Source organism: Bradyrhizobium sp. USDA 4449, from assembly GCF_054056275.1.
In genome coordinates, this window is record NZ_JBSRYD010000001.1 from 4,963,025 (window position 1) to 4,989,565 (window position 26,541).

Genomic DNA, 26,541 nt, shown 5'->3' on the forward strand with positions numbered 1-26,541 from the left:
GCTGCTCCTTCAGAGTTCGGCGACCTGCGCGGGCTGGCTCGCGGGAAGCCGCGCCGACTTGCGGCGACGCCGCGCGCTCGCTTCACTGTAGTAAGCTTCCAATTGGCGGGCGCGGTGGTTGGAGGTGTGGTCGGCGAGGACGCGGCGCCGCGCATTCTCCGCGATGTCTCGGCGACGCTCCTCAGGCATGTCGCGCAGGATCTCGACGACGTCGCGCGGGGTCGACGCCAGCAGGATCTCCCGCGATGGCTCGAAGATTGTCTCGAGGCCCGGCCACCGGTCGGAAATCACGGGCGTGCCGCAGGCCGCCGCTTCGAACAGGCGAACGCTAGGCGAGAAGCCCAGTGCGCGCATGTCAGCGCGGGTCGCGTTGAGGGCGAACCGCTGCTCCGCGTAAAATGCTGGGTGCCGGTTTGGCGGGAGGTGCTCGATCCGCGTGACGTTGTCCGGCCAGGCGATATGGGCGGGATACTGCGCGCCTGCGACGGCGAACTGCTCCGAGGACAGTGTCCGCGCCGGGAGCAGCATCAATTGATCGAGCACCGGTTGCCGGTCCTCGCTATAGGTCCCGAGATAGCCGAGGGCCCATTTCGTCTGCGCATGCTGCGGTTTGTAGGTATCGGTGTCGGCGCTGCAATAAAGAACCCGGGCCAACGGGCTGCCATAGCGCTCCTCGATCATGTCAGGCACCGGGCCGCCGGCAAAGGACAAATAGAGGTCGAAACGCGGGATCATCGCTGCGGACAGATAGTCGAGACCCTGGTCGATCCTCGCCAGCGTCACCGGCGTGTCGATGTCGTAGAATGCGGTGATCCCCCGCGCCTGGCGCGTGATCCATTCGGAGATCGCGATCCCATCGGGCACATAGGACCCGATGATGACAAGGTCGGCGCTCCGAATGAGCTGGCCGAAGCGGCGAGGGACATCCTTCAGCGATTGATAGATCTCGACAGTCCACGAGTCCGGCTTGGTGAGATCGCGGTGCTCGCGATACCAGGCGACGTCGCGCTCGAGGAACGTCACGTGGTGGCCTCGCCGTGCGAGGGCTTCGATCAGGGCACGATAGGTCGTGGCATGACCATTGCCCCATGACGATGTGACCGAAAGACCGACGACGACGATGCTGAGATTCATTCTGCTGCCTCGATACGCGAGCTGCTTCCGACAAAGAGGTGGTTGAACTGGCGGGCGCGGTGCCGGTAGGTGTGCTGGGTCAAGATGCGTGCGCGGGCGCGGCTCGCGATCGCGGCGGCACGGTCTATGCTGAGGGCGCCGAGATGGCCGGCAACCTCGGCTCCGCTGGCAGCGACCAGCACTTCACGATCCGGCTCGAGGAAATGGTCGATACCGTCCCATTGGTCGGTGATCAGGCAGGCGCCCGCGCCGATCGCCTCAAACACCCGCGTCGGCGGCGAGAAGCCGTAGCGGGCCATGCTATCCCGGTTGACGTTGAGCGTCGCAAGCCCGGAGCCGAAGAACGCGTTGTGCGCGCCGGTGCCGACATGACCGACCTTGCGGATGTTGCCCGCCGTATTCTTGGTCTCCCAACCAGAGCCGCCAAGAACGAAGGACTTGTCCGGCAGCTCATGTGCGACGTCCAGAAAAAAGTGCTCCACACGCTGTTCCCGGTCTGGCAGGCGATTGGCCAGCAGACTGAGATCGCAGTTGAAGTCGGCTCTGGGCGGCGACGGAAAATGCGTTTGGGGGTCCAGGGCGTTGTAGATCGGAACGCAATCTCGCGCGCCCATGGCGCGGTAAGTCGAGACGACCCCATCGCCGCCGCCGTAGGTCAGGACCATATCGTAGGAGGGAATTGCGGCCCGCAGGTGGTGCTCGGGGTCGCTTGCCATAGCTTCGAGCGTGGCGGGCGCATCGACATCCCAATAGATCCGCATGGTTCGGGAGGGCAGGGTCGCGACCGCCGCCTCCAGCTCCCGATCGAAGACCCCGACGCCACTCGCCTTGATCAGCATGTCCGCGGAGCACGCCGCGGCATCGAGTGAGCTCCGCCAACCGTCCGCCGTCGCGGGGTAGACCACGACCCTGGCCCAATCGGGATCGGCGATGTCGCGATGGGCCTGCCGCTCGAAAGCGTCGGGCTCGAAGAAGGTGATGTCGTGGCCGAGCGCGGCGATCTGCTTGAGCATGCCGCGATAATAGGTGGCGGCACCGTTCCAATAGGACGAGACGAGGCTGGATCCGAAGAAGCAGATCTTCATGCGGAGGCTCCGATGTATCGCTGGTGCTGTGACGAGCCGTTCGAGGTGCGAATGGCCTCTACGATGCCCACCAGTTGTTGAGCACGATGACGACAGGTATGGCGCTCCCGGATCGTTCGCAGCCCGGTCTCAACCATGGCGGCTGACATATCGCTATCGTCGAGCACGGCGCGCAACGCGCAACTCATCTCCGCGCGATCGGCGGCCTTGAGATAAGCGCCGTCCGGAAACAGGCCTTCCGCGTCGGACCAGGGCGCCGAGACCAGGGGAATGCCGCAGGCGAGTGCTTCGAACACGCGGATGGTGGGAATGCCGGGAAGCGATCGCACATAAGGGCCGCGGGGAACGTGCACGGTTGCGCGGGCGCCGGCGAACGCGACCGGCGCCCAGTGCGCCGGCAGCCAGCCGCCATAGCGAATCCCTGCAGCCTCGATGGTCCGGAGCGCATCGTGCGAGTAGCGAACGCCGTAGACGCTCGCGCGCAGATTCAATTCGGCGACGGGCTCGACCAGAAATTCGTTGAGTTCGGCGCTGCGTTCGCCGTCGCCCCAATTACCGATCCAGACCAGATCCTCGGTCGGTTCGATTCTCGGCAGCGGATGATACAACGCGACGTCGGCGGCCTCGTGCCAGGTATAGGCCCGGTCAGCCCAGCCAAGCTTGGCATAGATCAGGCGAAGCACCTCTCCGAACGCCAGCACGCCGTCAAAGTCGTCAAGGTCGAACAGTGCAAGTTCGTCCGGCGCGGTGACAGCGCGATGATGAGTATCGTGGAACAGCAATGTGAATGAACCGCCGTGCGCGCGGTTGTACCCGATCTGCTTGATCACATCAGGCGCGTTCCATTCATGCACGACGACAAGATCGGCGCCATCCAGCGCTTCATCGAAATCGAGCGAGGCGTCATAGCGGCGAATGGAGATGCCAGGGAAGAGCTGGGCCGTGTCCTGGAGGGCCTGACTGCCGCTCTCGCGGATGGCATTCAACCGGCTCCAGCCATCGACGGGCTCGAACACGACGACCTCGTGGCCAAGCCCATGCAGCTCGCGGGCATAGCCGCGCAGGAAATGCGCGTTGCCGTTGTTCCAGCAAGAGGTGAATGCGTGGTAGAACAGGACGCATTTCATGCGCGCACCTCGATCTGGCCGGCTTGGGACGACGTGCGGTCGGAGGCGAGCAGCCCTTCGTACAGCTTCAGATAGGCGCTGGTCGTGCGCGCCAGCGAATAGGTCAGGGAATGTTCATAGGCGGCGCGTTGCAGGCGCGTCCTTTCGAGATCGTCGGCGCAGAGATCGGCGAGAGTTCGGTGCAGCGCCTGGCTATCGTCGGGATCGAAGAGCATCGCGGCTCCGCTCCACAGCTCCCGGAACGTCGAGATGTCCGACAGCACCAGCGCGCAGCCCGCGGCGGCCGCCTCCAGCACCGAAAGGCCGAATGGCTCGTAGAGGGCGGGGCTCACAAAGATCGCTGCGTGCTGGAGATGTCCGCGCAAGGCGTTATGCGGCAATTGCCCAAGCCAGGTGACGCCCGTCGCCGGATCCGCACCGGCGGGGCCCGCGACCTGAACCGGCCAATCCAGTCCCGGTGACGCCGCCGCCAGGACTCCGATATTCTTGGCACGATCCCAGAGCCGGCCGGCCGCGAAGATCAGCTCCCGTTTCCGACTTGGAAAGTTCCCGGCAGCAATGCCATTCCAGATCACCGCGCCGGGTGAGCGGGGGCGATAGATCTCGACGATGTCGTCATGGAAGGACTGGCTCGGGCAAATCCAGGCCTGCGTGCTGTTGAGTGCAGCAGCGACGCGTTCTGTATAACGCGTCCATCGCGGCTCGCCGAGCCAGCCCGTATCGCGACAGGCGCGTGCCCAGGAGTTGACGCAGGAATGCGCCACGAGAACCGTCGGAGCGCGCCACGCGAGGGTCGCCTCCCGGAAACTGTTGAGATGGACGATGTCAGGCTGGACTCGCGCTTCCAGCCTGGCGAGGACGCGCTCGGCGTTGGCGAAGTCGTGGCCTTCAGGGTCCTGCCATTCCAGGGTAAGGTCCGTATCCACGAGGCGCACGCCCGCGCCGCGCAGCATCTCACGTTGGTCGGCGCGTGCCGAAGGCCCGATTGTCACCAGAGTGACGTCGGCTCCCGACGCGACGAGGCGTGCGGCAAGACCGCACGAATAAGTCCACACGCCTCCGACCGTATCGACCGTCATCAGGATCCGGATGTGTGACGCGCGGCTCATGACGCTACCGGGTGCTCGAGGGCGTCGAGCGGCATCGGCCGATCGTTCTGCACGTCGCTGAACTGATCGAACATCCCGAGATAATGTCGGTGCGCGCGCTCCCACGCGAAATCGTCGGCCTCGCCCCAGAGCTTCCGGTAATCCGGTGAGCCGGGGTAGGGATAGAGCGGAACAGGATCGTTCGCCCAGATGCCGGCGTCCTGCATCTTGCTCCGCCAGCGCTGCACGACGGGATCGTCGTCCTCGGGCACCTCGATCAGATTGGCCTGCACGAAGGGAACGTGACGGCGGGCTTCGACCAGCCGATCGGCGAGCTGGTCGGTGGTCATCTTGCAGTTCTTGGCGAGCGCGGCGCGGCCCTCGACGGTGAGGCTTTCGATCCCGGCCTCGATCGAGACGCAGCCGGCACGTCCGAGCAGCGCGAGCATTTCCGGCTTCCAGAGGTCGATGCGGGTCTGCACCCCGAACTTGAGGCTGCGCGTGCTCAGCCCTTCCAGGAGTTCGGGGTTCGGAAGGAAGATCTCATCGATGAAGTAGACATATTCGACGCCTTGTCCGCGCAGACGATCGATCTCGTCGAGAATGATGGAGGCCGGCCGTTTGCGATATGCATTGCGGAAATTCTCCTTGGCGCAGAACGTGCAGTTGTAGGGGCATCCCCGCGACGCCTCGATTTCCGCGCCGGGCCCCGCCGGCTCGGCCTCGAAGCGGTGATGGTGGTGATGATGGCGCCGGATCATCTCGCTGGGCCAGTCCAAAGCCGGCTGATCCCTGAAGTCGACGGCCTGCGGGCCTCCGTTGACCCGGACCGAGCGGCGATCCGCGAAACACAGGCCGGGAAAGTCCCGCTCGCCTTCTGCGAGCCGCAGCAGGGACGTTTCGCATTCTCCCATCACGATGATGTCGACGCCGAGCTTCTTGAGTGCTGCCCGCGGCGTCGTCGAGCCGTGCGGACCGACTGCGACCAGCGTTGGCGCAAGATCCCGCACTGCCGCGGCAAGCTCCTGCGGCACGCGCAGTTCCGGCGGTGCGCAGCGCCAGAACAGATAGGTTGGGGCGGTCGTGATCACGATCAGTTCGGGGCCGAACGCGCGCAATTGGGCCTCGATGTCGCGGAAGGACAGGTCGAACATGTGCGCATCGAGCAGCAGCGTGCGGTGCCCGGCCGCCTTCAGATAATGCTCAGAGATCCCGAGCTCGAGCGGAAGGTGAGGGGACCGGCAGCCGAAATAGATGCTGCCGCTGAAATCCCAGTTCGGATTGATCAGGGCGACGCGCGTCATGCGAGGGCCTCGCGGGTGCCGTGAGTTGCTCCAAAGCGACCATCGAGCCAGGCGTGGAGCGAGCGAAGGCCGTCGGCGATGGTTACCTGCGGTGCCCATCCGAGCGCGGTCGACAGCGCTCGGGTATCCGTGACGTACCAGGGCTGATCGCCAGGACGCCAATCAGAGAAGCGGTAGGTGACCTCGCGGCCCGTGAATTGGGTGATGTGGTCGATCAATTCCCGGAGGCTCACCGCGTTGGCTGGCCCGCCGCCGAGATTGAACACGCGTCCACGCGAGAGCGCGATCCTGTCGAGAACGGCAAGCCAAGCGGAGGCTGCGTCGGACACATGCAAGGCGTCGCGAACTTGATAACCGTCGCCATAGATCGTCAAGGGCTGGCCTCGGATGGCGCTCAGCAGGAAATGAGCGATCCAGCCCTGGTCCTCGGTGCCGAATTGCCGCGGCCCGTAGATGCAGCTCATGCGCATCACCACGGTCTGGAGCCCGTAGACCCGCGCATAGTCATGGACGTACTGATCGGCGGTCCCCTTGGAGCAGCCATAGGGGCTGTAGAAATCGAGCGGCGCGTGCTCCGAAACACCGTCCGCCAGCAGGTCGCTGGTGGGACTATAACGGCGGCCCGCGAGCGCGATCTGGCTGTCCTCGACCAGGCGGCCATAGACCTTGTTGGTGGACGCGAACACGACCGGCGCGGTGCAATTGTGCAGCCGGACTGCTTCGAGCACATTCAGCGTGCCGCGCGCGTTGATCTCGAAATCGGCTGCCGGGTCGCTCACGCTGTCAGTGACCGCGACCTGGGCAGCCAGATGCAGCACGGCGCGCGCCTCGCGTACGGCGTCGATCACCGGGATGGGCTCTCGAATGTCGGCCACCGTAATGGTGATGAGGTCGCCGTGCCTGGACTTCAACCATTGTGCGTTCTCACGCACGCCGGCGCGGGCGAGATTGTCCAGCACCAGAACGCGCTCACCGCGCTCCGCCAGCCGGTCGGCCAGATTGCAGCCGATGAAGCCGCAGCCGCCGGTGATCAGAACGGGTCTGTTGTCTCGCTCGCTCATCATGCAACCAATCCTCGTTGCAGCAATTCCCGGGTGGCTCGCTCGGCCTGGTCATCCGCAATCTGGCCTGCGAGATATTCCGCGAGCTCCTCGAGGCCATCCTTGAAGGCCACGTGAGCCTCGAAGCCGAGCAGGTCCCGCGATTTGCCGATATCTGCGAAGCAGTGCCTGATGTCACCGGCGCGGTATTTCCGCGTGATTTCGGGCGCGATATCGTTGCGTCCCATGACCTCGGCGAGATCCTCGGCGACCGACAGAATGCTTCGGCTGTGGCCTGAGCCGATGTTGAAGACGTCTTGCGCATGCTCTGCTTCCAGCGCAATGCGGCAGGCGCGGGCGACGTCATGCACGTGAACGAAATCGCGCCGTTGCTCGCCGTCCTCGAACACCAGCGGCGGACGTCCGTTGAGGAGCCGCGCCGCGAAGATGGCGAGCACGCCGGTGTAGGGATTTGACAGTGCCTGACGCGGCCCGAACACGTTGAAGAAGCGCAACGCCAAGGTCGGGATGCCGTAAGCCTTGCCTGTGATCAGGCACATGCGCTCCTGTGCAAACTTGTTCAGCGCGTAGACCGAGCTGAGCGACGGCGGCTTGTTCTCGGGAGTGGCCACGGGGGCGAGCGGGCGATCCATGGTGTCTCGCAACTCCCATTCCCCTCGGCGCAGCTGTTCGATCGACCGTTCGTCGCAGGCGACGAGAGTTTGATCAGGCCTGCGGTAGAGGCCTTCGCCGTAGATGCTCATGGAGGAGGCAACGACCAGCCGTTCGACGGGGCGCTTCGACAGCGCCTGGAGCAGCACGGCGGTGCCGAGCTCATTCGTACGCACGTAGGGCTCGATGTCGTACATGCTTTGCCCGACGCCGACGGCGGAAGCGAGATGCAGGACCATGTCGGCTCTGCGCAGGGCATGCGCTACGGCAGCGCCGTCCGTGACGTCACCAACGACGAGTTCGGCTTCGTCGGCGAGATAGGATGGACGCTGACGGTTACCGCCGTGCACCTGCGGCGACAGATTGTCGAGAAGACGGACCTCGTAGCCGGCGGCAAGCAGCACATCCGCCGCATGTGAGCCGATGAACCCCGCGCCCCCCGTGATCAATACTCGCGTCATTCACCGCTCCGTACAACCGTAAGACCGATCCGTTCGGGATCGATCGATGATGTGAGGTGATGCGCACTTGCTGGGTGGGTCGGACGACCCGCGCGCCGGTCACGTTGGAGTCAGAAGCGATGCAAGGAATGTTCGTTCCTCGAAAATGTACAAACGAATATTTCTCTAACCTGGATCAATAACCCAGGTGAATCGGCCGCTCTCGCGGGCTAGAAATGCGCGCCGTGCACCGGTTCGGGCAGCCCCAAGTGCTTTGCTGAGGTCGCGCCGATATCGGCAAAGCCGGCGCGACGTCCGATCGGAGAAGATGATTGCGTCGTCCAGGCCAGGATCGGAACCTGCTCGCGGGTGTGATCGGTACCGCTCCAGGTCGGGTCGCAGCCATGATCGGCGGTGATGATCAGCAGATCATCGCTTCGCAGGCAGGGCAATAATTCGGGAAGGCGTCGGTCGAAGGCTTCAAGTGCCGCGGCATAGCCGGCCACGTCGCGGCGATGACCGTAGAGCGTGTCGAAGTCGATGAAATTGGCGAACAGAAACCCGCCATCCGCAAGGCTCGCGAACCCTTCGAGCGTACGATCGAACAGCGCCATGTTGCCATTGCCGCGCATGTTTCGGCCGGTCGCGCGATGGGCGAAGATATCGTCGATCTTGCCGATGGTCACGATGTCGCGGCCGGCACTTGCGGCGAGATCAAGAATGGTGGTTCCGGGCGGCGGCACGGAAAAATCGCGCCGATGCGCGGTCCGCGTGAAATCGCGCGCGCTCGTGCCGACGAATGGCCGGGCGATGACGCGGCCGATATTGAGGGGATCGATAAGACGCCTCGCGATCGCGCAGACATCGTAGAGACGCCCGAGCCCGAACGTATGCTCATGCGCGGCAATCTGAAACACGCTGTCGGCAGACGTGTAGCAGATTGGCATTCCCGTTCGCATGTGGGGCTCGCCGAGTCTGGCGATGATGTCGGTGCCGGAGGCGTGACAGTCTCCGAGGATGCCAGGCAATCCGGCTTGTTCGCAGAGAGCCCTGGTCAGATCTGTGGGAAAGCACGGGGTCGTTCGGGAGAAATAACCCCAGTCGAACGGGACAGGTACCCCGGCAATTTCCCAATGTCCCGAAGGCGTATCCTTGCCCTTTGATATTTCGCTGGCGCATCCGAATTGCCCTTGCTCGACTTGGCCACCCAATCCGGGTGGCACGCGTCCGCTGGCGAGCCGGCAGGCCTGGCCGAGGCCCAACGCGACGAGATTGGGAAGCCGGAGAGGGCCCTCCCGTGCAGCGCTGTCGCCGTCTCCGGCCGCGCAAGCGTCCGCGATGTGACCCACCGTGTCGGCGCCTTCGTCGCCGTAGCCGCCGGCATCCGGTGCGCCGCCGACGCCGACGGAGTCCATCACCAGGATCAGGGCACGCATGTAGGCTCTCTGATTGGAGGATCCGCCGTTACTGCGTCGGGCGAAAGACCGGTTCTCGTGCAGTAGCGGTCGACCATCGAGGCGCAGAAATCGGCGAATTCATTGGCATCCAGCGGCGGGCTGGTGTGATGCGGCTCGAGGCCCCGATGCTCCGGCGTGAAGCAGAAGGTCACAGTGACCTGAAATTCCGCCAAAGCCTCCATTTGGCGGTCGAACCAGCTGAGGGCATCGGGACGGAAGCTGTCGGCCCATGACAGGCCCGTCCTGAGGCGGGTCACACCGAGACGGCGCATCCAGCGGACGGCGTCGTCGAGGCGATGATCCTCAAAATGGAACCACTGGCACAGACCCATGGCAGGCGCATACGTGCCGAACCGTTCAGCGGCCGCCTTTGGTGTGCCGTCCTCGCGCAGCAGGCCCATGTGGAAATGCCGGTAATAGGATGAGCCTTCAGCTTCCTTGTGCCGCGTCGTTGCCTCCCAGGCGGAGGGAAGATCATAGAGGCTGTACCAGTGGACGCGGGGCGCGCGGCCGATCAGAAGTTCGGCGGTGCGCGACAGGCCCCAGGCCTGCACCTCCTCTGCGCCGAACGAGGAGACCCCAACCTCGGTCACCCAGACGGGGAGGGTGGTGACTGCCTTGATTTCCTCGATCTTGTCCGGCCATTCGCCGATCTGCCACAGGTTCCAGTCGAGCGGAAAGCCGTGCACGGCGACCGCATCGAAATGGCCGAGGACGCCGCGGGCCTGCATGTTGCGCATAAAGGAGGGATCGATCGGCGAGATGCCGCCGAGGACGATCGGCAATGCGGGGTGTGTGCTGCGGATCGCCTTTCCCGCGGCAATCGCCAGGTTTGCGAACATGGCCCAATCCGGATCGATCAGGAGGTCCCAATGCGACTTGTTGTTGGGTTCGTTCCAGATCTTGGCCGCTTCGATCATCGGCTTGTGCTCCGGGATGGATAGACAGGACCGTCGGCTTGCGGGCGCTCCGTTCGCTTGCAGAGGTAAACTTCGTCTTCCGGATGGGCGGTGATCGCAAAGCCGGCGCTGCGCAACATGGCCTCGACGCAGGCCCGGTTCGGCACCCACCAATTGGTGGGGTCATCGGCGTATTTGTGCTCGATGAAGTGCAGCCTGGGATAGCCGGTAGAATCGAACTGGTCGGTGGTCCAGAAATCGTAATTCCTGGCGATCGCGTCGACGCGACTGTCGCCGCGCTGCATCGACTGGAACAGCAGGAGGTCGTCGGCGACATGCTCGTGGATGAGATCCAGCGCCAGAAGTGGGTGGCGCAGGTGATAGAGCACGCCCATGAAGATCACGAGATCGAACTTTTCGCGGAGTTGTCCAACATCATAGGCCGACATCTTGCGAAATTCGATCCTGAGACCGTTCACTTCGGCGGCGAAGCGGGCCTGTGCCAGGTACTCCTCGTCGGTGTCGAGGCCAAGCACGCGCTCGGCCCCGCGCCGCTTCATCTCCATGGCGTAGAAGCCGGCGTTACAGCCGATATCGAGCACGGTCTTGCCTTCGAGGCGATCCGCAATGATTCCCGCGAAGCGTCGCCATTTCACGTTGGGATAGTCGCCAAGGAAGTGGGTGGGGGCAGTCGGCACACCATTGAGGTCGAGATTGTGAAACCACGGTCCGAGCGCGTCGATGCGCCTGCGGATCTCCTCACGCGTGAGCAGCGCTTCGGTCATGCAGTCGCTCCATTGTCCATTGCAAGGACCGGTCGAGCTCCGTCGGACGAGGTGCCGGGCTGCAATCTCGACCGGCCGTCGGCGCGGGTACTCTCCGCAAGAAGAGCCATCGCTGTGCGATAGCCGTCGATGGTCCCGACATCGACATAGGACTCGCCGGCCTTGACCCCGATGCCGAGGCCTCCCGCCTCGAGATAGGCATTGACCAGAGTGCCGAAGTACTCGTCTCGACGATCTCGCGCGTTCCATAGCGTGTGCAGTTCGCGGAAGCCGTAGGCCGACATCCTGAAGGCCCCCCAGATCCAGCGCGATGCCGGGTTCGGCTGCTTCACCTGGATCTCCTGCACGCTGTCGCCTTCGAGTATCACGGCGTCGAAGAATTCCGGGCGCTCGACGGGGAACAGCAGGAATGACAGCTTGGCATCGGGCAGGGCCTGCAACGCGGCCTTGGGAAACCATACCGTGTCGGGCAGACCGACGACGACGTCCTCGTCGTGGCCGACAACGGTGCCGGCCCTGAAGACGGCATCGCACAGGCCCGACGCGTCGGGCTGGACGACGTAGGCGAGTTGGGCGCTGCCATAATGATCGCCGAAATACTCCAGGATGTCGGATTTTCCCGGCGAGATCACAATGCAGATCTTGTCCGCGCCGCCGAGAATGAGCCGCTCCAGCAGATATTCGGAAACAGCACAGGGGCGCTCAGTACCGTCGTCACGCCGGCTGCCGACGGGCAGAAGCTCCTTGGAGAAGGCCAGCGGCTGGATCCGGCTGCCGCGGCCCGCGGCCGGTACGATGCCCCACATGGTCAGGCCTCCTCGGCTTGCTGGCGATGTGCGCCGCTGGAAGCCGCCTGCTCAAGCAGGGACACCAACTCGCGCGCACGTTTGTCGGATGTGTGCTGATCCATTGTCCGCTCATACGCGCATCTGGCGATGGACTGGAGATCGGCGCTGGACATCGCCAATGCTGTCAATGCGTCCTGGGTGTCGCGGGCGATCAGGATCTCTCTGCCGGGGGTGAAGAACTCCTGTATGCCCGGCCAATCGTCGCTGATGAGCGGAACGCCGCAGGCGGCCGCCTCAAACAGACGGCCGGAGGGGCACCAGCCCATCGCCGCCATGGCTTTGCGCGTGACGTTGAGGGTCAATCGCGACGATGCAAAGAACGGCGCATGCTCCGGCGGCGGCAGGTGCCGCACGAAGTAGATGTTGGGTGACCATGGAAAATCGTCAGGGTATTGCGCGCCGCCGATCAGGAAGCGCAGGTCCTGCCGCGCCCGTGCCGGTTCGACGAACAGCGCTTCGAGTCCGTGCTGGCGGTCCTCGGAATAGGTGCCGAGATAGGACAGATCCGCGCGATAATGCGGCTGGGGCGGCACGGGGCGATGAATATCGCTATCGACGTGGCCGTACAGGGGGCGGATGTCGCGGGCACCGAGCCTGTTGCGGAATTCATGAGCGAGACAGGGGCCGCCGGTGAAGCTGAGGACGAGCGCAAAATCCTGCAAGCCGCGCTGGCCGATATAGGGAACAGATTCTCCCGCCTTCATCCGCGCCAGAGTGATCGGGGTGTCCAGATCATAGAAGACGGGAACGGCTCGTCCTTCGGACATGATCAGATCGGTCGCCGCGATCGCGTCAGGACAATATGACGTCACGATCGCGACATCGGCATCCCTCACATCGCTTCGGGCAGGAAATCGGGTTTCCTCCCAGCTCGAAAACAGCTGCAGCTGTCCGTCCGGCAGCTCAGTGAAGTCCCGGGCGCCGGCGTAATAAGGCACATCGCGCTCATAGAAGACCACGGTGTGGCCAAGACGCGTCAGATGCTTGCAGAGCCCGCGCCAGAGCGTTGCGTGCCCGTTGCCCCAGGAAGAGGAAATGGTCAGACCAAAAATGACGATCTTCACGCCGCCACCCGCTGATTGATCCCGGTGATCCTGAACCCACGTCCGTCCGCGCTGAGTGTACTGATGCTGGATGGATCGATCTCGATCGAGAGAAAGTCGTTGAGATCCCGGCGTGCGTAATGCAGCACAGCCGCACGGATCGGTTCTGCATGACTGACAGCGACGACGGTGCCCGCAGAATGATCGTTGCGAAGCTGTTCCAGATGACTGACAATGCGAGACTGGAGCGATCGCATTGTCTCACCGCCCGGTGGGCGGGTGCTGGCGCGGCGGCTGTTCCAGCGAATCCATCGCGAATCCCGACCGAGTTCCTCGAAAGTCCGGCCGGTCCATTCGCCATAGTCGAGCTCGTCGAGAGCGGGGACGATCTCGATCGGCAATCGGAAATGTGCGGCCAGAATGCAGGCCGATTGCAAGCAGCGCCGCCGCGGGCTCGACTGGATCACGGCCGGCCGAGGGCTGATCGTGATTGCACAGCGTGCCATCTCATCGCAGCCGAGGTCGTCGAGCGCAACGCCGTTCATCCGGCCGCATAGTGTGCGGCCGAGCAAGGCGTGGTGCCCGTGGCGGACAAGGTGGATGATCCTGGTCATCAGGTGTACGCCTTGTCGTCGATGAAGGCGCGGGTTCGCCGTCCGGCCTCCTCGTCGGTGAACTGCTGCGGCGGCGATTTCATGAAATAGCTCGATGGACCGGTCAGGGCGCCGCCCTGGCCGCGGTCCATGGCGAGTTTTGCGCAACGGACCGCGTCGATCACGACGCCTGCCGAATTCGGTGAGTCCCACACCTCGAGCTTGACCTCCGCGCTCAAGGGAACGCCGCCGAACGTCGTGCCCTCCAGCCGGATGAAGGCGAGCTTGCGGTCGGTCAGCCAAGGGACGTGGTCGCTCGGTCCGACATGGATGTTATCGGGGTCGATCGGGACGTCGAATTGGCTGGTGACTGCCTGGGTCTTCGAGATTTTTTTCGACGACAGCCGCTCGCGTTCGAGCATGTTCTTGAAATCGGTGTTGCCGCCGACGTTGAGCTGATAGGTCCGGTCGAGCCGCACGCCGCGATCGCGGAACAGATTGGCGAGCACGCGGTGCAGGATGGTGGCGCCGACCTGGCTCTTGATATCGTCGCCGACGATCGGAAGACCTGCATCTTCGAACCTCTTTCGCCAGTCCGGATTGGATGCGATGAAGACGGGAATACAATTGACGTACCCGCAGCCGGCTTCGATGGCGCGGGCGGCGTACCACTCGCTAGCGCGTTGTGAGCCGACGGGTAGGTAGGACACCAGCACGTCGGTTCGCGACATCGCCAAAACCTCAGAAACGTCGGCCTCCGGGAGGTCGGCGACGGGAATGTCATCTTTGAGGTAATGTCCGATGCCGTCCATGATCGGGCCGCGCTGGACGATCACGCCGGTCTGCTCGACGTCGCTGAAGCGATGCGTGTTGTTTGGCCTGGCAAAGATGGCATCGGCGACATCGCGCCCGACCTTGTTGGCATTGACGTCGAAGGCCGATGCGATCTGGATATCGCTGATGTGATACCCGCCGAGATCGACATTCATCAGGCCCGGCACTGGCTCGTTGGATTTGGCGTTCCGGTAATATGTGAGCCCCTGAACGAAGGAGCTTGCGCAATTGCCGACGCCGACGATGCCGACGCGCACGCGGCGCCTGTCCTGAAGACGGGAATGCATGGACCAAACCTCCGGGAAGACGCACGGCATCAGTGTAAGTAGGTCGGCGAACGTGCCGGAAGGTATGTTCGTTCCTGCGCTGAAGCCGCCGCGCCCGGGCGCGGATCGATTCCGGGCAAAAAAATGCGGCTGCCTTAACCTGGGATAGAATCTGCGGTCGCATGGAGGGAACAAGATCATCCTCGATGAAGATGAAGAAGATGATGCAGCCACCCCTGGTGAGACAGTTCGTGCTGCGAAGAACAAATCAGCCCGGTCAGCGTTTCACCGCGAATGATCCTCTGCGATGACCGCAGCATTGCAGGGCGTGCAACAAGCGAGGTACCGCACGATGTCCAAAACCGAAAACAGCGATGCACGGCAGACCACGGATCACGCGGCGATCCGCAAGTGGGTGGACGAGCGCGGCGGAAAGCCGGCGACGGTCAAAGCGACAGAGCAGGACGGGCATGCCGGAATCCTGAGGATCGACTTCGATCCACCGGATGAAGGGCTCGATCGCATCGGCTGGAATGAGTTCTTCGAGAAGTTCGACGAGGCAGGCATTGCCTTCCTGCACCAGGACCGGACCAAGGACGGCAAGCTGAGCCGCTTCCACAAGTTCGTCCGGCGCTAGTTGGATCCCGAGGTGGCGAACGGGTGGGTGGACGCAATGCGCGCGGGCGACTTCGCGCGCGCCTGGGCCATCAGCGACCGCGATCTCACGGTGTCGCCGCATCCGCCCAAGCATGATGGTCCGCGTCATCTTCAGCGAGTCTGGCGTGGAGAGGCGATTGCCGGCAAGCATGTCCTCGTTCGCTGCTATCACGGGCTTGGCGATACGATCCAGTTCCTGCGTTTCATGCGGCTTCTTCGGAGTGTGGCGCGCAGGGTCACGGTCTGGTGTCAGGCCGAATTGTTGCGACTGGTGGAGCGCACGGCGGGGGTCGATCGCGCGCTTGTAATCCATGACGGGACACCAGACGTCGAGTTTGACGTCGATATCGAGATCATGGAGGTTCCGCATGCGCTCAAAGTCGGACGCGAGCAGATCGAGATGCGGGCGCCTTATTTGAGGCTGCCGCCGAGGACCACATCTGTTTCAATCGGCAACGAAGGTTTGGCCGTCGGCCTGGTTTGGGAGGTCGGTCAATGGGACAAGCGGCGGGCCATTCCCCCTGCATTGTTGCGAGGTCTCGCTGTCCCCGGCGTGGCGCTTCACGCGTTGCAGAAGGACGCTGGGACTGAAGATCTGATGCACATCGGCGCACGTGACATCAGTACGTCCGACATCGCGACGCTTGGTCATCTGCTCACTCAGCTCGACCTCGTCGTTTGCGTCGACACCATGGTTGCGCATCTTGCGGGTGCGCTCGGCTGCGAGGCCTGGGTGCTGCTACACGCTGATTGCGACTGGCGATGGCCTTCATCCGTATGCCACTCGCTCTGGTATCCGAGCTTGCGGCTGTTTCATCAGAGGACAGCCGGAGACTGGGGCGCCGTCATCGCGGAGACGAGCAATGCACTGCGCCGGCGCGTGAAGTTTCGGCAGAGCGCCCAATGACGTGATCAGGCCGGTACAACGTCGGCTCTGGCCGATTCCGATTGTGCTTGCTGCGGGGTTTGGTCGCGTCGCCGCAGACCGAGATAGGCGGGATCGAAGCCGGCCAGCCGGACCAGTCCGGGCCAGTCGGAGATCGTCAAGGTCTTGCCGTGCCAGTGCAGCAGGTTGCAGCGACGCAATTCCTGGATGGTGCGGTTGGCGTGGACCGGTGAGATGCTGCAGGCGGCGGCGAGGTCGGATTGGGTAAACGGCGAGGACAACCTGAAGTCCCGCGCGAGCCCGACGTTTTGCAGGCGGGCCGTGATCTCGCAGAGCAGGTGCGCCGCCCGCGTCAAGGCGTCACGACTGCCGAGGTTTATCGTCCAGTTGCGCTGTATGGCATGATCGCCGATCAGCATCAGCAGCAAGGCGCGGGACATTGCAGGCGAGCGCATCGACAGCTCGCGAAGGCAGCGATGCGGAACGAAAGCGACGACGGCTGGGCCGAGCGCAATGAGGTTGCCGTCGATACAGGGCCTGTAAAGCGTCCGGAGATCAGCAATGTCGCCGGGGACGGAGATTGAGGTGATCTGCCCTTCCGATCCATAGGCATCCTGCCACGACAGGTAGCCTTGGAGCAGCAGGCAGCATTGATTGCTGGCGTCGCCGTGACGCAAGATCGCCTGACGTGAACCGAAATGCGCAATCGTGCTCGGCATTTTGGTCAGCAGATCGAGGTCGTCCTCCGTCAATTCAGCGAGGCTTGCCAAATGATCGGCGAGCTTGGAGAAAGCAAATCCGGTCTGCATTTGTGGTCCGATCGTGCGCTGCCCGGTGTCACTCTGGCGGAGTGAAAAAAGGCAGGCAATAACCTTTGATAATCCACGGCGATACGAGGTTGTGCACCATCGCCGATGTCCGAAGTTGCCGCTGGCGCGGTTCCTGCGGGGAACGCCGGGCCGCGGTTTCGTAAAAAAACTTCCGGCACAGGGCACACGCGTCCGGTTATCGGGGCTCAAGTGCGATGATCACCCCTTCATTGCCGCGAAGAAGGATGGAGGCATCCGGCGCCGACCTCGACGTTCGGTCAAGATGGGTCGATAGCAGCAGATGACCGCGACCCTGCCAGTGCCACTTGCGTGGCTCGGCAGCGATGTTCAGGGCGACCAAAATCTCCTCGCCGTTTTGTGCACGCTTGAACGCAAAGACGCTGTTCTGGGATCGCAGCGGCTCGTAGCGGCCTTGACGAAGGCATGCATGTTCGCGCCGTAGGGTCATCAACGCGCGAAACAGTGCCAGGATCGATCGCTCCTCGCTCTGCTGCGCGCTGACATTGGCTGAGCCCTCTGGATCGAGCGGCAGCCATGGGCAGCCCTTCGTGAACCCGCCATTGACGCTGCCATCCCATCGCATTGGCGCTCGCTCGGGATCACGGCAGAGGCCGTAGCCCGGCACGAGCTTTTCGAAGGAATCACGGACGAGATCGGGCGGGATCGAGACACGCTTGCGGCCGATCTCGTCGCCCATATAGAGGAATGGCGTTCCCTTCAAAGTCATCAGAAGCATCGCCAGGACACGTATCTGGGCCTGGCCGATCTTGCTCGCGATCCGCTGCTTGTCGTGACCGCCGATCACCCACACCGGCCAAGCGTCCTTGGGCAGAGCATTGAAATACGCATCGATCGCCGCCTGTAGCGAGAACGCATTCCAGGGTGTGTCCAGCAACGCAAAGTTGAGGGGCAGGTGCAGCCGCGGTCGCTCCGTGCCGTAGAAGTGACCGATGCGGTCGGTTTTGCCCTGAACTTCACCGCACAGCAGCCGCCCGGGATATTCGTCGATCACGCCGCGGATGAACTCGATGCACTGCATCGTCTCGGGCCGGTCGTCGGTAAACACCGGGGTCTGGCGCTGCGGTGGCGGCTTGCCCCCGGCCTCCGGATTGGGTGGGTTGTCGCGCAGGTGCGCGTCCTTGATCAAGACCGCGCTGGCATCGACGCGAAAACCGTCGACGCCCCGATCGAGCCAAAAGCGCATGACGTCCGCCATGGCAGCGCGCACGTCCGGATTGCGCCAGTTGAGGTCGGGCTGCTCGACCAGAAATGAATGGTAGTAGTATTGCCGCCGCGCCTCGCACCATTCCCATGCGCTGCCGCCGAAGCGACTCAGCCAGTTGTTGGGCGGTCCACCGTTCTCGGCAGCGTCGGCCCAGATGTACCAGTCGGCCTTTGCGCTGTTGCGCGAACTGCGGCTCTCGACGAACCACTCATGGTCGTCGGCGGTGTGGTTGGGGACGAGATCGAGAATGAGCCGGATGCCGGCCTGATGCAGGGCGGCGAGGAGTTCGTCGAACTCGTCCAGGCTGCCGAAGGCTGGATCAACCGAGCAATAATCGGAGATGTCGTAACCGAAATCGCGGAACGGGCTCTTGTAGATCGGCGTGAGCCAGACGGCGTCGACGCCGAGCCATTTCAGGTAATCGATTCGCGACAAGAGGCCGCCGAGATCGCCCTTGCCGTCACCGTCGGAATCCTGAAACGAGATCGGCGCGATTTCGTAAATGACCGCAGATCGCCACCACAGGCTCTCGTCAGGCAACATCGCAGTCATCGTCTCTTTTGACCTTGCATTGCCTTGAACGATCTCGCTCTCAGGACTTCAGGGATGCGGGATGTGCTGCGATCCGCTGAGGTTTGTCTCGCACCACGAGAGATGTAAGTTCAGGACGGCGCAAAGGTTGCTATTGCTGCCGCCGATCTCTGAAGCCCGCGACGCAACGCGTGGTGTCGGATCGGGCCGCAAAATCGGATTTATTAACCTATTGAAGTGCTGGAACCTGATTTCGGTCGCAATCTACAAACGATGCCGGCTTGGGCCGCCCCAACCGACACGAGATTGGCCCCGGTGCCATCCTCCCGCCGGGGCCATTTTCCCTCCGAACCACCAACCCCGAAATGAAGATGACCGCCAAACGTAACCGTAGGAAACAGACGCAACCGCTTCAGCAACGCTTGATGACATTTGCCGAAACCGCCCGCGACCGCGCCCACCGCTTGCCTCCCGGCAAGGAGCGCGAGATGTTATTGCGGCGCGCCAAGCAGAACGAGGTGACCTCGGCCTTGACCGACTGGTTGAGTGCTCCCGGCTACCGAAGACGCGGAGAATGACGATGTGCGCTATCAGGGATCGTCGCGCTTCGTTCATCTATCCCGATAGTCGTATCTTCGTGGGTATCAATCCGGTTTCGCACCGGATGGCGGCTGGCCATTAGGGCTATCGGGGACAAGGCCTGGTCTTCCACAAGGATAGCCGTCTACGCGGCACTGATCGGCAACATCCTGGTCGCCATCACCAAGATCGGCGCAGCGCTATGGACGGGGAGCTCGTCGATGACGAGCGAGGCCGTCCATTCGGTCGTCGATACCTCCAACGAGGCGCTGCTGCTGTATGGATATCACCGGGCAACCCGGCCCCCGAACGAGGCGCATCCGCTCGGTCATGGCCGCGAATTGTACTTTTGGAGCTTCATCGTTGCCCTGCTGATCTTCGCACTCGGTGCCGGCGTTTCATTCTATCAGGGCGTCATTCACGTACTGCGGCCGCAGCCGATTGAAGATCCTGTCGTCAGCTACGTTGTGCTCGGATTATCCTTCCTGTTCGAAGGAGCCTCCTGGCTGATCGCTTTGCGGCGTCTGGAGGCGGACGGTAGACGTTACGGCTACTATCAGGCGTTCGTTCGCAGCAAGGACCCGCCTGCCTTCGTGGTGCTGCTTGAAGACACCGCAGCACTCACCGGGATTATCGTCGCGGCGGCCGCAACGGCAGCTGCTGTCTTGCTGAAGCAGCCTGTCTGGGACGGTATCGGGTCCATTCTGATCGGAGTTCTGCTCGGGATCACCTCCATTGCGCTCGCGCGCGAGAGCAAGAGTCTCCTCATTGGCGAGCCGGCTGATCCCGAGCTCGCGCGGTCTATTCTTGCTTTAGCGCGGCGGTTCCCTGGCGTGCTTCGCGCCAACGGTCTGCTGACCGTGCAGTTGTCTCCGACCGAGGTCGTGGCGGCCCTCAGTATCGAGTTCGCGGATGAGAAGCGCGCGGACGAAATCGAGGAGCTGGTCGTTGCGATCGAATGCGAGATCCGGAAGCATCATCCCGAGGTGGTGGCCATATTCATCAAGCCGCAGACGCAGGCCCGATATCGACGCGCGCGAGCGGATCGGTTCGAGGACGGGAAGACGTAGCGCGCCTCGTAACCGGCCTCATGGCAGCGAGTAGGCCCGCACGTAGTCGCCGAGTTTGGTGCCGAACGAGCCGTGGCCGCCGTCGACCGTTACGACATATTGCTTGCCGCCGCTCTCATACGTCATGGGCGTCGACTGGCCACCGGCAGGAAGCCGGTCCTCCCAGAGTTTCTTCCCGTCATTGACATCGAACGCCCTGATGTAGTCGTCCATCGTTCCCGAGATGAAGAAGACGCCGCCTGCCGTCACCATCGGACCGCCCAGCATGGGAACGCCGAGCTTGAACGGCAGCGGAACAGGAGCCTGATCACGGATCGTGCCGATCCGGTGCTGCCAGACAACCTTGTTCGTCTTGAGGTCGATGGCTGCGACGTTCCCCCAGGGCGGCGCGAGGCAGGGGATACCCAACGGCGAAAGGAAGATGCCGAGGTCGACGCCGTAAGGGGCTCCATACATCGGCTGCACTCCCAGCTCGGTGCCGGGCGGATGCGCCGCATTCGGCGCGGCCGGATTGTCCTTTCCGCGGGGCACAAGGCGGGAAATGAAGGGGATGGATTGCGGGTTGGCGATCGCGATCTGCCGCCGCGGATCGACGGCGATACCGCCCCACTCGAACATGCCGAAGTCGCCCGGGAAGACCAGCGTGCCTTGCTCCGACGGCGGCGTGAACGGTCCTTCGTAGCGCAGGCGCTTGAATTTGATGCGGCAGGCGAGCTGGTCGAACATCGTGCTGCCCCACATCTGCGCGCCGGTCAGCATGCGGCGCGGGCGGAAGCTCAACTCCGAAAATGGCTGTGTCGGCGACAGCCGGTCGCCCGGCGCGGGGCCCTGCGGTACCGGCTTTTCCACCACGGGCACCAGCTGATGCCCGTCGCGGCGGTCGAGCACGAAGATGTCGCCGGTCTTGGCTGGAATGTAAATCGCGGGAGTTGTCTCATTTCCGGAGTGAATATCCACCAGACTCGGTTGTGACGGCATGTCCATGTCCCAGAGATCATGATGGACGTTCTGGAATGACCAGCGCAGCTTGCCAGTCGCGATGTCGAGGGCGACCATCGCCGAATCGTAGCGCTCCTCGTCCGCCGAGCGATTGCCGGCCCAGATATCGGGAGAACTCGAGCCGAGCGGGACGTAAACAAGGCCCAGATTCTCGTCGACCGCGGAGATGCTCCACGAATTGGGCGAACCGGCCGTGAAATGATGCGAGGCCGACGGCATCTCGTTCGGATCGGAATTGCCGGCATCGAACGCCCAGATCAGCCGTCCCGAATAGATGTCGAAGCCGCGGATCACTCCGGACGGCACGCGGTCGGAATAATTGTCGATGACCGCGCCGCCTACGATCAGGACCTTGTCGGTCACCACCGGTGGCGAGGTGCCCTCGTAGAAGCCGAGCGTGGTGACTTCGCTGCCTTCCTTGAGATCAATCTGCCCGTGGTTGCCGAAGTTTTCGCAAGGTTTGCCGCTCTGCGCGTCCAGCGCGAACATGCGACCGTCGTCCGTCGGCAGGAAAATTCGCTCGGGGCACTCGCTCGGAGCCGCTGTGCCATCCGCGGTCTGCGCGCCTGATCTGGTCGCGTGATAGGCGACACCGCGGCAGGTCATGTGCTGAAAGGCCTTGTTGTGCCGGACCTGCGGGTCGAACTTCCACCGCAGCTTGCCCGTCGCCGCTTCCAGCGCGAACACGATCTGATGCTGCGAGCAGGTGTAGAGGAGGTCTCCGACCTTGAGCGGCGTGGCCTGATTGGTGATCTCGTCGGGATCGTCGGGTCCCTTGTGGTCGCCGGTCCTGAATTCCCAGGCAAGCTTGAGGTCCTTCACATTGTCCTTGGTGATCTGGTCCAGCGAGGAATAGCGCGTGCCGAAGCCGGTGCTGCCATAGGCTGTCCAGTCCTTACCCGCTGCGGGCTCGGACGATGCGGACGAAGCAGCGCCCGATGCGTTGTTCTCGGGCAGCGTTCCGGCAATCGCACGACGATCCCTGCTAAGGGAGACGCCGAGCACGACAATCGCGATGATCAACACGAGTCCAAGCGCCGATCGCGCGGCCCGCAGGCGCGGCATCAGGCGTGACGATACGAACGGCAGCAGCAGCCACACGCCGATCGGTGCCAGAACATCACCGCGGGGGGCCAGCGACCAGAAATCCAGCCCGACCTCCCACACCGCCCATCCCATCGTGCCGAGCAGCAGTGCGGCATAAACCCAGAGCGCTGCGGCGCTGCGGTTCGCAAGCAGCCAGCAAGTGAACAGGAGAACGATCCCGGCAATCACATAGTAAGGGGAGCCGCCGAGGGTTGCGAGCCAGACGCCGCCAAGGAGCAGATACAGGCCCATGATGGCGAGAACCACGATGGTTATGGCAAGCCAAGGCGTTTCGCGGAATGAGGTTTTGATGGAGATCATCGGGGCTGCTCGGCTATTTCAGCGTATAGAGAAACGCCGCGATATCGCGTGCGTCCTTCGGCGGGATGCCCATTCTGGGCATGGCGTTACCCGGTAACGCCTTCTGCGGATCTTCGATCCAGGCCGCCATGTTGTCGGGCGAGTTCTGGATGTAGCCGGCGATATAGGTGCGCGTGCCGACGCGATGCAGCGGCGGGCCGACATTGCCGTCCGCGCCGGCAATGCCGGGAATGTCGTGACAGCCGCCGCAATGATAGTTCTTGACGAGGTCGGCGCCCCTGCGCGCGTCCCCATTGAAATTGTCAGGGCTCGCAGCTTTGGTCTCGCCGCAGCCGATCGCCGCCATGCCCAGGAGCGAGGCGATCAGCAATCGTGCGGCAGGAATGTCGGCCATTCGTCACTCCGATCACGGCTTCTGGCCGAAGCTGAATGACTTGGTCGCCGACCAGGGATCTGTCGTGGAGACCTGCTCGCTGGGCACCTGCTCGACTTCAGGTGAGAGCGGGTTTGCCGAGAAGGTGCGGCCCCATTGATGGCTCGGTTCGTTGCTGATCCTGCCGATGTACGTCACGAGGTCCCAGATCACGCTGTCAGGCAGGACCCCGCCCCAGGCCGGCATTCCGTTCGGTCGCCCCTGGTAGATCGAGAGGTAGATGTTTTCGGGCTGCGAGCCGTAGGTGAACGTGCTGTTGCTCAGCGCCGGACCCATGCCGCCGCCGCCGTTGGACGCATGGCAGCCGATGCAGTTGAAATTGACGAAGTAGGTCATCCCGCGTTGCTCCGCATTCGGATCGCCCTGCGCGGGGTTCTTGATTTGTGGTGGATCCGGCTGCGCGCCCGGGTGGAGATGACTGATCGGAACCTGCATGAACACGCCGGGCCGACCATTGCCGACACTAGCGCCGAAGTTCGGCCGCGGCGCCAACGTCGGCATCTGTGCCTCCTGCGATTGCGGCAGGGCCTGCTGGGCAAGCACGACACCTTGCGGCGTGGCCGCCAGCAGCAGTGACAACGCGCTCGCGCGCAATGCTTGGGCCGGCATCACTCATGACCTCCCGATGCTGTGATCGGCGTCTCGACCAGCGGCACGCCGAAACTTCGCAGCAGCGACGCAATCTCGGATCGATGCGCGTCGATGAATGCGTTGAGCCGGTCGCGCAGAGCGTGATCGCCCTTGCGTACGCCCATCGCGATCGCGAACTGGAATTGCTGGGGTGCAAAGCGTTCGCCATCCTGCACGGGCGTGACCGTGAGGGGCACGGTGGAACGCTGGGCGAAGTAGCCGCCCAGCGGTCCCCAGGCAGCAGCGATGTCGATGTCGCCATGCTCGACCGCCTCGATCAGGCGCGCTGGCGGGTCGGCTTGGCGATAATCGCCGTAGATCGAATAGCCGCGAACGTTATCGACGATGCCCTGCTCGCCGAGAGCCTCCGCGGGGGGCGGATTATTGCCGTCGTCGCCGATGAGATGTACCCCGATCATCAAATGGTGAAGGCGCGGGTCGAGCAGGGAGGACAGATCGAGGTGCTGATCGCGTCGGGTGACGAACACATAGGTGGAGCGATAATACGGCTTGGTGGTCTCGACCAGGTCGTAGCCGGCAGGCACACCCATCACCACGTCGCACAGTTCGGCCTTCAAGGTGTTGCGGATGAAGCCGCGGCGCTGCGCCCACCAGGTGTAGGCGACCTGTTGCCCGAGAGCCTGCGCGACCATCGTCGCGAGCTTGTTTTCGAAGCCGGCCCCCGCATTGTTGGAAAACGGAAGATTGTTCGGGTCGGCGCAGACGCGGAGTTCACCATCTGGCGCGGCGACTGCCGGCGAGGCAAGCCCGATCAAGGCGCCAAGAGCGATGGCGGCGGAGTCACTGCGCAGGCGCATGGCTGCCGTCCTGGCCATTGGGGCTGCCGAGCTTGAACACCAGCAACTCGCTGCCGCCGGCGGTGTAGAAGGGCAGATCTTGTGTCGCGCCGGTGAATCCGAGCGCACCATTGCGAACGCGCGGATCCACTTCCGCGTTGGCCACGACACCGGGCCAGCCGCCCACACCCGACAGGATTGCGATGTACTGCTGGCCGTCCGAGCCGCGATAAGAGACCGGCTGGCCAATGAAGCCGGAGCCGGCGCGGAATTGCCAGAGCACGTGCCCGTTCTTGGCGTCCACCGCCTTGAACAGCCGGTCCATGGTTCCGTAGAACGCGACGTCACCCGCGGTCACGAGCGCGCCGCTCCAGACCGGCAGCTTCTCGTGGATTTCCCAGACTTTCTTGCGTGCGATCGGGTCCCACGCCATGAACTCGCCGCGATAGCCGCCGGGACCGGCATACATGTCGACATCAGCCCCCACATAGGGCGTGCCGGCGATGTAGCCGACCTGCGATGCCTTGAAGTTCATGCAGAGGTGCTGATGCGGTACGTAGAGCAGCTTGGTATGCGGCGACCACGCCGTTGGCTGCCAATCCTTCGCGCCAGGAGCGCTCGGGCAGATATTTTCGCTGGTCTTGCCGAGAAGCGGGGTCTTCTCGTCGTTAGGGATGATTTTACCGGTCTTCAGATCGACGCCTTTGTAGCTGTTCACGTACTCATAGGCGTCCGCCGAGATCACTTCGCCGGTGGCGCGATCGATGACATACATGTAGCCGTTGCGGCCGGGATGGATCAGTACTTTGCGTGTCTGTCCGTTGAGCTCGATATCGACCAGCACGTTTTCGTTGATCTCGTCATGGTCGAAAAGATCGTGCGGATTGACTTGATAGGCCCATTTCGCGTGGCCCGTGTCGGGATCACGCGCGAAGATCGTCGTGCTCCAGAGATTGTCGCCGGACCGCTGGTTTGCATTCCAGGGACTTGGATTGGCGGTGCCGTAATAGATCAAGTTGAGATCCGGATCGTAGGAAATCCATCCCCACATGGTGCCACCGCCGACCTGCCATCGATCCGCTGGCCAGCTCTTGACGCCTAGATCCTTGCCCTTGAGGTTGTCGTAGAACGGCTTGAAATCCTCGCCGATCAGCACGTCCTTGTCGGGGCCTGTTGCGTAGGCACGCCAGGATATCGCGCCCGTGTTTTCGTCGAGCGCGGTGACCCAGCCGCGCACGCCGAGCTCGCCGCCGCTGTTGCCGATCAGGACCTTGCCCTTCACCACGACGGGTGCCATCGTGATTGTCTCGCCCTTGTTGATCTCGCCGAGTTTCGTGTGCCAGAGCTCCTTGCCCGTCTTGGCGTCGATCGCGACCGAGTGATTATCGAGCGTGTTGAGAAACACCTTGCCATTGTCGAAGGCGAGACCGCGATTGACGACGTCGCAGCAGGCGACGCCCGCGGCGGCGGGCTCCGGTTTCGGTGCATACGACCATTTCAATTCGCCAGTGGTGGCATCCAGCGCAAAGACGCGGTTGGGGTAGGGGCCCGCATAGGGGCCAACCACGTACATGGTGCCGTCGACCACCAGCGGCGCCGCCTCCTGGCCGCGGTCGGCACCGATCGAGAATGTCCAGGCGAGCTGTAAGCGCGATGCGTTGCCCGCGTTGATCTGGTCAAGGTCGCTGAAACGCGTGTTGGCGTAGTCGCGGGCGGCCATCGGCCATTGACCCGGGTCTTTCATGCGGTCGGCCAGATCGCTTTGGGCAACGGCAGGCGACAGCAACGCGCCGCAGGTGCAAAGCCCACCGATCGCTCGGCGCAATAACCGCCCGACGCGAGGCATTAACATAGGTGAATTCTCCACGGCAGTGACCGGGCC

At 63.2% G+C, this 26,541-nt stretch carries 25 protein-coding genes; 4 read left to right on the plus strand and 21 right to left on the minus strand.

The window, feature by feature from the left end; genetic code table 11:
- Positions 1 to 9 precede the first annotated feature (9 nt).
- The 14 genes from ACVIIW_RS23065 to ACVIIW_RS23130 all read right to left on the minus strand — a co-directional run bounded on the left by ACVIIW_RS23065 (position 10) and on the right by ACVIIW_RS23130 (position 14,636).
- Positions 10 to 1,134 (minus strand): CgeB family protein, encoded by a 1,125-nt coding sequence (locus tag ACVIIW_RS23065; RefSeq protein WP_456702828.1) that lies wholly within the window; start codon positions 1,132 to 1,134, stop codon positions 10 to 12.
- Positions 1,131 to 2,219: a CgeB family protein gene (locus tag ACVIIW_RS23070; RefSeq protein ID WP_456702829.1), complete on the minus strand. Its 1,089-nt coding sequence runs from the start codon at positions 2,217 to 2,219 to the stop codon at positions 1,131 to 1,133. Before ACVIIW_RS23070 ends, ACVIIW_RS23065 begins: the two co-directional genes overlap by 4 nt.
- On the minus strand, positions 2,216 to 3,346 hold the full coding sequence (locus tag ACVIIW_RS23075) for a CgeB family protein (RefSeq protein ID WP_456702830.1): 1,131 nt from the start codon (positions 3,344 to 3,346) through the stop codon (positions 2,216 to 2,218). The genes ACVIIW_RS23070 and ACVIIW_RS23075 overlap by 4 nt, the downstream gene beginning before the upstream one ends.
- The gene (locus tag ACVIIW_RS23080) at positions 3,343 to 4,455 is read right to left on the minus strand and encodes a glycosyltransferase family 4 protein (RefSeq protein ID WP_456702831.1); all 1,113 of its coding nucleotides are present in this window, start codon (positions 4,453 to 4,455) and stop codon (positions 3,343 to 3,345) included. Before ACVIIW_RS23080 ends, ACVIIW_RS23075 begins: the two co-directional genes overlap by 4 nt.
- A complete protein-coding gene (locus ACVIIW_RS23085) occupies positions 4,452 to 5,738 on the minus strand; it encodes a TIGR04295 family B12-binding domain-containing radical SAM protein (protein ID WP_456702832.1) in 1,287 nt (428 codons plus the stop codon). Before ACVIIW_RS23085 ends, ACVIIW_RS23080 begins: the two co-directional genes overlap by 4 nt.
- Complete coding sequence (locus tag ACVIIW_RS23090; RefSeq protein ID WP_456702833.1) at positions 5,735 to 6,802, minus strand: NAD-dependent epimerase/dehydratase family protein; 1,068 nt, start codon at positions 6,800 to 6,802, stop codon at positions 5,735 to 5,737. Before ACVIIW_RS23090 ends, ACVIIW_RS23085 begins: the two co-directional genes overlap by 4 nt.
- A complete protein-coding gene (locus ACVIIW_RS23095; protein ID WP_456702834.1) occupies positions 6,799 to 7,911 on the minus strand; it encodes an NAD-dependent epimerase/dehydratase family protein in 1,113 nt (370 codons plus the stop codon). Before ACVIIW_RS23095 ends, ACVIIW_RS23090 begins: the two co-directional genes overlap by 4 nt.
- Positions 7,912 to 8,120: 209 nt before the next feature.
- Positions 8,121 to 9,326, minus strand: a complete 1,206-nt coding sequence (locus ACVIIW_RS23100; protein ID WP_456702835.1) for a phosphopentomutase — start codon at positions 9,324 to 9,326, stop codon at positions 8,121 to 8,123.
- Positions 9,314 to 10,267: a beta-xylosidase gene (locus tag ACVIIW_RS23105; RefSeq protein ID WP_456702836.1), complete on the minus strand. Its 954-nt coding sequence runs from the start codon at positions 10,265 to 10,267 to the stop codon at positions 9,314 to 9,316. Before ACVIIW_RS23105 ends, ACVIIW_RS23100 begins: the two co-directional genes overlap by 13 nt.
- The gene (locus ACVIIW_RS23110; protein WP_456702837.1) at positions 10,264 to 11,031 is read right to left on the minus strand and encodes a TIGR04290 family methyltransferase; all 768 of its coding nucleotides are present in this window, start codon (positions 11,029 to 11,031) and stop codon (positions 10,264 to 10,266) included. The genes ACVIIW_RS23105 and ACVIIW_RS23110 overlap by 4 nt, the downstream gene beginning before the upstream one ends.
- On the minus strand, positions 11,028 to 11,837 hold the full coding sequence (locus tag ACVIIW_RS23115; RefSeq protein ID WP_456702838.1) for a sugar phosphate nucleotidyltransferase: 810 nt from the start codon (positions 11,835 to 11,837) through the stop codon (positions 11,028 to 11,030). Before ACVIIW_RS23115 ends, ACVIIW_RS23110 begins: the two co-directional genes overlap by 4 nt.
- A 2-nt stretch (positions 11,838 to 11,839) precedes the next feature.
- On the minus strand, positions 11,840 to 12,943 hold the full coding sequence (locus ACVIIW_RS23120; RefSeq protein WP_456702839.1) for a CgeB family protein: 1,104 nt from the start codon (positions 12,941 to 12,943) through the stop codon (positions 11,840 to 11,842).
- Complete coding sequence (locus ACVIIW_RS23125) at positions 12,940 to 13,536, minus strand: histidine phosphatase family protein (RefSeq protein WP_456702840.1); 597 nt, start codon at positions 13,534 to 13,536, stop codon at positions 12,940 to 12,942. Before ACVIIW_RS23125 ends, ACVIIW_RS23120 begins: the two co-directional genes overlap by 4 nt.
- A complete protein-coding gene (locus ACVIIW_RS23130) occupies positions 13,536 to 14,636 on the minus strand; it encodes an inositol-3-phosphate synthase (RefSeq protein WP_456702841.1) in 1,101 nt (366 codons plus the stop codon). The genes ACVIIW_RS23125 and ACVIIW_RS23130 overlap by 1 nt, the downstream gene beginning before the upstream one ends.
- A 331-nt stretch (positions 14,637 to 14,967) precedes the next feature.
- Between ACVIIW_RS23130 and ACVIIW_RS23135 the strand changes: the two genes are divergently transcribed.
- Positions 14,968 to 15,252 carry a hypothetical protein gene (locus ACVIIW_RS23135; protein ID WP_456705237.1) on the plus strand — a complete coding sequence of 95 codons (285 nt, stop codon included), beginning with the start codon at positions 14,968 to 14,970 and terminating at the stop codon, positions 15,250 to 15,252.
- A 36-nt stretch (positions 15,253 to 15,288) separates the two neighbouring features.
- On the plus strand, positions 15,289 to 16,179 hold the full coding sequence (locus tag ACVIIW_RS23140) for a hypothetical protein (RefSeq protein ID WP_456702842.1): 891 nt from the start codon (positions 15,289 to 15,291) through the stop codon (positions 16,177 to 16,179).
- Between the two features lie 5 nt (positions 16,180 to 16,184).
- Here ACVIIW_RS23140 and ACVIIW_RS23145 read toward each other — a convergent pair whose 3' ends face one another.
- Both ACVIIW_RS23145 and ACVIIW_RS23150 read right to left on the minus strand, forming a co-directional pair.
- Positions 16,185 to 17,177 carry a Crp/Fnr family transcriptional regulator gene (locus ACVIIW_RS23145; RefSeq protein WP_456702843.1) on the minus strand — a complete coding sequence of 331 codons (993 nt, stop codon included), beginning with the start codon at positions 17,175 to 17,177 and terminating at the stop codon, positions 16,185 to 16,187.
- Positions 17,164 to 18,765: an alpha-amylase family glycosyl hydrolase gene (locus ACVIIW_RS23150; RefSeq protein ID WP_456702844.1), complete on the minus strand. Its 1,602-nt coding sequence runs from the start codon at positions 18,763 to 18,765 to the stop codon at positions 17,164 to 17,166. Before ACVIIW_RS23150 ends, ACVIIW_RS23145 begins: the two co-directional genes overlap by 14 nt.
- A 350-nt stretch (positions 18,766 to 19,115) precedes the next feature.
- Here ACVIIW_RS23150 and ACVIIW_RS23155 point away from each other — a divergent pair, with 350 nt between their 5' ends.
- Both ACVIIW_RS23155 and ACVIIW_RS23160 read left to right on the plus strand, forming a co-directional pair.
- Positions 19,116 to 19,322, plus strand: a complete 207-nt coding sequence (locus ACVIIW_RS23155; RefSeq protein WP_456702845.1) for a hypothetical protein — start codon at positions 19,116 to 19,118, stop codon at positions 19,320 to 19,322.
- A gap of 108 nt (positions 19,323 to 19,430) precedes the next feature.
- Positions 19,431 to 20,393, plus strand: coding sequence for a cation diffusion facilitator family transporter (locus ACVIIW_RS23160; protein ID WP_456705238.1), 963 nt, complete (start codon positions 19,431 to 19,433; stop codon positions 20,391 to 20,393).
- An 18-nt stretch (positions 20,394 to 20,411) separates the two neighbouring features.
- On the opposite strand, the gene ACVIIW_RS23165 is transcribed toward ACVIIW_RS23160, so the two are convergent.
- From ACVIIW_RS23165 to ACVIIW_RS23185, 5 genes are all read right to left on the minus strand, one after another.
- Complete coding sequence (locus tag ACVIIW_RS23165; protein WP_456705239.1) at positions 20,412 to 22,730, minus strand: glucose/quinate/shikimate family membrane-bound PQQ-dependent dehydrogenase; 2,319 nt, start codon at positions 22,728 to 22,730, stop codon at positions 20,412 to 20,414.
- Positions 22,731 to 22,812: 82 nt separating this feature from the next.
- Complete coding sequence (locus tag ACVIIW_RS23170) at positions 22,813 to 23,193, minus strand: c-type cytochrome (protein WP_456702846.1); 381 nt, start codon at positions 23,191 to 23,193, stop codon at positions 22,813 to 22,815.
- Positions 23,194 to 23,205: 12 nt separating this feature from the next.
- Positions 23,206 to 23,841: a c-type cytochrome gene (locus ACVIIW_RS23175; RefSeq protein ID WP_456702847.1), complete on the minus strand. Its 636-nt coding sequence runs from the start codon at positions 23,839 to 23,841 to the stop codon at positions 23,206 to 23,208.
- Positions 23,841 to 24,680 carry a substrate-binding domain-containing protein gene (locus tag ACVIIW_RS23180; protein ID WP_456702848.1) on the minus strand — a complete coding sequence of 280 codons (840 nt, stop codon included), beginning with the start codon at positions 24,678 to 24,680 and terminating at the stop codon, positions 23,841 to 23,843. Before ACVIIW_RS23180 ends, ACVIIW_RS23175 begins: the two co-directional genes overlap by 1 nt.
- Positions 24,664 to 26,511 carry a methanol/ethanol family PQQ-dependent dehydrogenase gene (locus ACVIIW_RS23185; protein WP_456702849.1) on the minus strand — a complete coding sequence of 616 codons (1,848 nt, stop codon included), beginning with the start codon at positions 26,509 to 26,511 and terminating at the stop codon, positions 24,664 to 24,666. Before ACVIIW_RS23185 ends, ACVIIW_RS23180 begins: the two co-directional genes overlap by 17 nt.
- Positions 26,512 to 26,541: the final 30 nt, after the last annotated feature.

What these genes read in the sequence shown, in the direction of transcription:
- ACVIIW_RS23065 (WP_456702828.1), bottom strand. Translation starts at nt 1,134, where the DNA reads ATGAATCTCAGCATCGTCGTCGTCGGTCTTTCGGTCACATCGTCATGG.
- ACVIIW_RS23070 (WP_456702829.1), bottom strand. Translation starts at nt 2,219, where the DNA reads ATGAAGATCTGCTTCTTCGGATCCAGCCTCGTCTCGTCCTATTGGAAC.
- ACVIIW_RS23075 (WP_456702830.1), bottom strand. Translation starts at nt 3,346, where the DNA reads ATGAAATGCGTCCTGTTCTACCACGCATTCACCTCTTGCTGGAACAAC.
- ACVIIW_RS23080 (WP_456702831.1), bottom strand. Translation starts at nt 4,455, where the DNA reads ATGAGCCGCGCGTCACACATCCGGATCCTGATGACGGTCGATACGGTC.
- ACVIIW_RS23085 (WP_456702832.1), bottom strand. Translation starts at nt 5,738, where the DNA reads ATGACGCGCGTCGCCCTGATCAATCCGAACTGGGATTTCAGCGGCAGC.
- ACVIIW_RS23090 (WP_456702833.1), bottom strand. Translation starts at nt 6,802, where the DNA reads ATGATGAGCGAGCGAGACAACAGACCCGTTCTGATCACCGGCGGCTGC.
- ACVIIW_RS23095 (WP_456702834.1), bottom strand. Translation starts at nt 7,911, where the DNA reads ATGACGCGAGTATTGATCACGGGGGGCGCGGGGTTCATCGGCTCACAT.
- ACVIIW_RS23100 (WP_456702835.1), bottom strand. Translation starts at nt 9,326, where the DNA reads ATGCGTGCCCTGATCCTGGTGATGGACTCCGTCGGCGTCGGCGGCGCA.
- ACVIIW_RS23105 (WP_456702836.1), bottom strand. Translation starts at nt 10,267, where the DNA reads ATGATCGAAGCGGCCAAGATCTGGAACGAACCCAACAACAAGTCGCAT.
- ACVIIW_RS23110 (WP_456702837.1), bottom strand. Translation starts at nt 11,031, where the DNA reads ATGACCGAAGCGCTGCTCACGCGTGAGGAGATCCGCAGGCGCATCGAC.
- ACVIIW_RS23115 (WP_456702838.1), bottom strand. Translation starts at nt 11,837, where the DNA reads ATGTGGGGCATCGTACCGGCCGCGGGCCGCGGCAGCCGGATCCAGCCG.
- ACVIIW_RS23125 (WP_456702840.1), bottom strand. Translation starts at nt 13,536, where the DNA reads ATGACCAGGATCATCCACCTTGTCCGCCACGGGCACCACGCCTTGCTC.
- ACVIIW_RS23130 (WP_456702841.1), bottom strand. Translation starts at nt 14,636, where the DNA reads ATGCATTCCCGTCTTCAGGACAGGCGCCGCGTGCGCGTCGGCATCGTC.
- ACVIIW_RS23135 (WP_456705237.1), top strand. Translation starts at nt 14,968, where the DNA reads ATGTCCAAAACCGAAAACAGCGATGCACGGCAGACCACGGATCACGCG.
- ACVIIW_RS23140 (WP_456702842.1), top strand. Translation starts at nt 15,289, where the DNA reads ATGCGCGCGGGCGACTTCGCGCGCGCCTGGGCCATCAGCGACCGCGAT.
- ACVIIW_RS23150 (WP_456702844.1), bottom strand. Translation starts at nt 18,765, where the DNA reads ATGACTGCGATGTTGCCTGACGAGAGCCTGTGGTGGCGATCTGCGGTC.
- ACVIIW_RS23155 (WP_456702845.1), top strand. Translation starts at nt 19,116, where the DNA reads ATGACCGCCAAACGTAACCGTAGGAAACAGACGCAACCGCTTCAGCAA.
- ACVIIW_RS23165 (WP_456705239.1), bottom strand. Translation starts at nt 22,730, where the DNA reads ATGGGCCTGTATCTGCTCCTTGGCGGCGTCTGGCTCGCAACCCTCGGC.
- ACVIIW_RS23170 (WP_456702846.1), bottom strand. Translation starts at nt 23,193, where the DNA reads ATGGCCGACATTCCTGCCGCACGATTGCTGATCGCCTCGCTCCTGGGC.
- ACVIIW_RS23175 (WP_456702847.1), bottom strand. Translation starts at nt 23,841, where the DNA reads ATGCCGGCCCAAGCATTGCGCGCGAGCGCGTTGTCACTGCTGCTGGCG.
- ACVIIW_RS23180 (WP_456702848.1), bottom strand. Translation starts at nt 24,680, where the DNA reads ATGCGCCTGCGCAGTGACTCCGCCGCCATCGCTCTTGGCGCCTTGATC.
- ACVIIW_RS23185 (WP_456702849.1), bottom strand. Translation starts at nt 26,511, where the DNA reads ATGTTAATGCCTCGCGTCGGGCGGTTATTGCGCCGAGCGATCGGTGGG.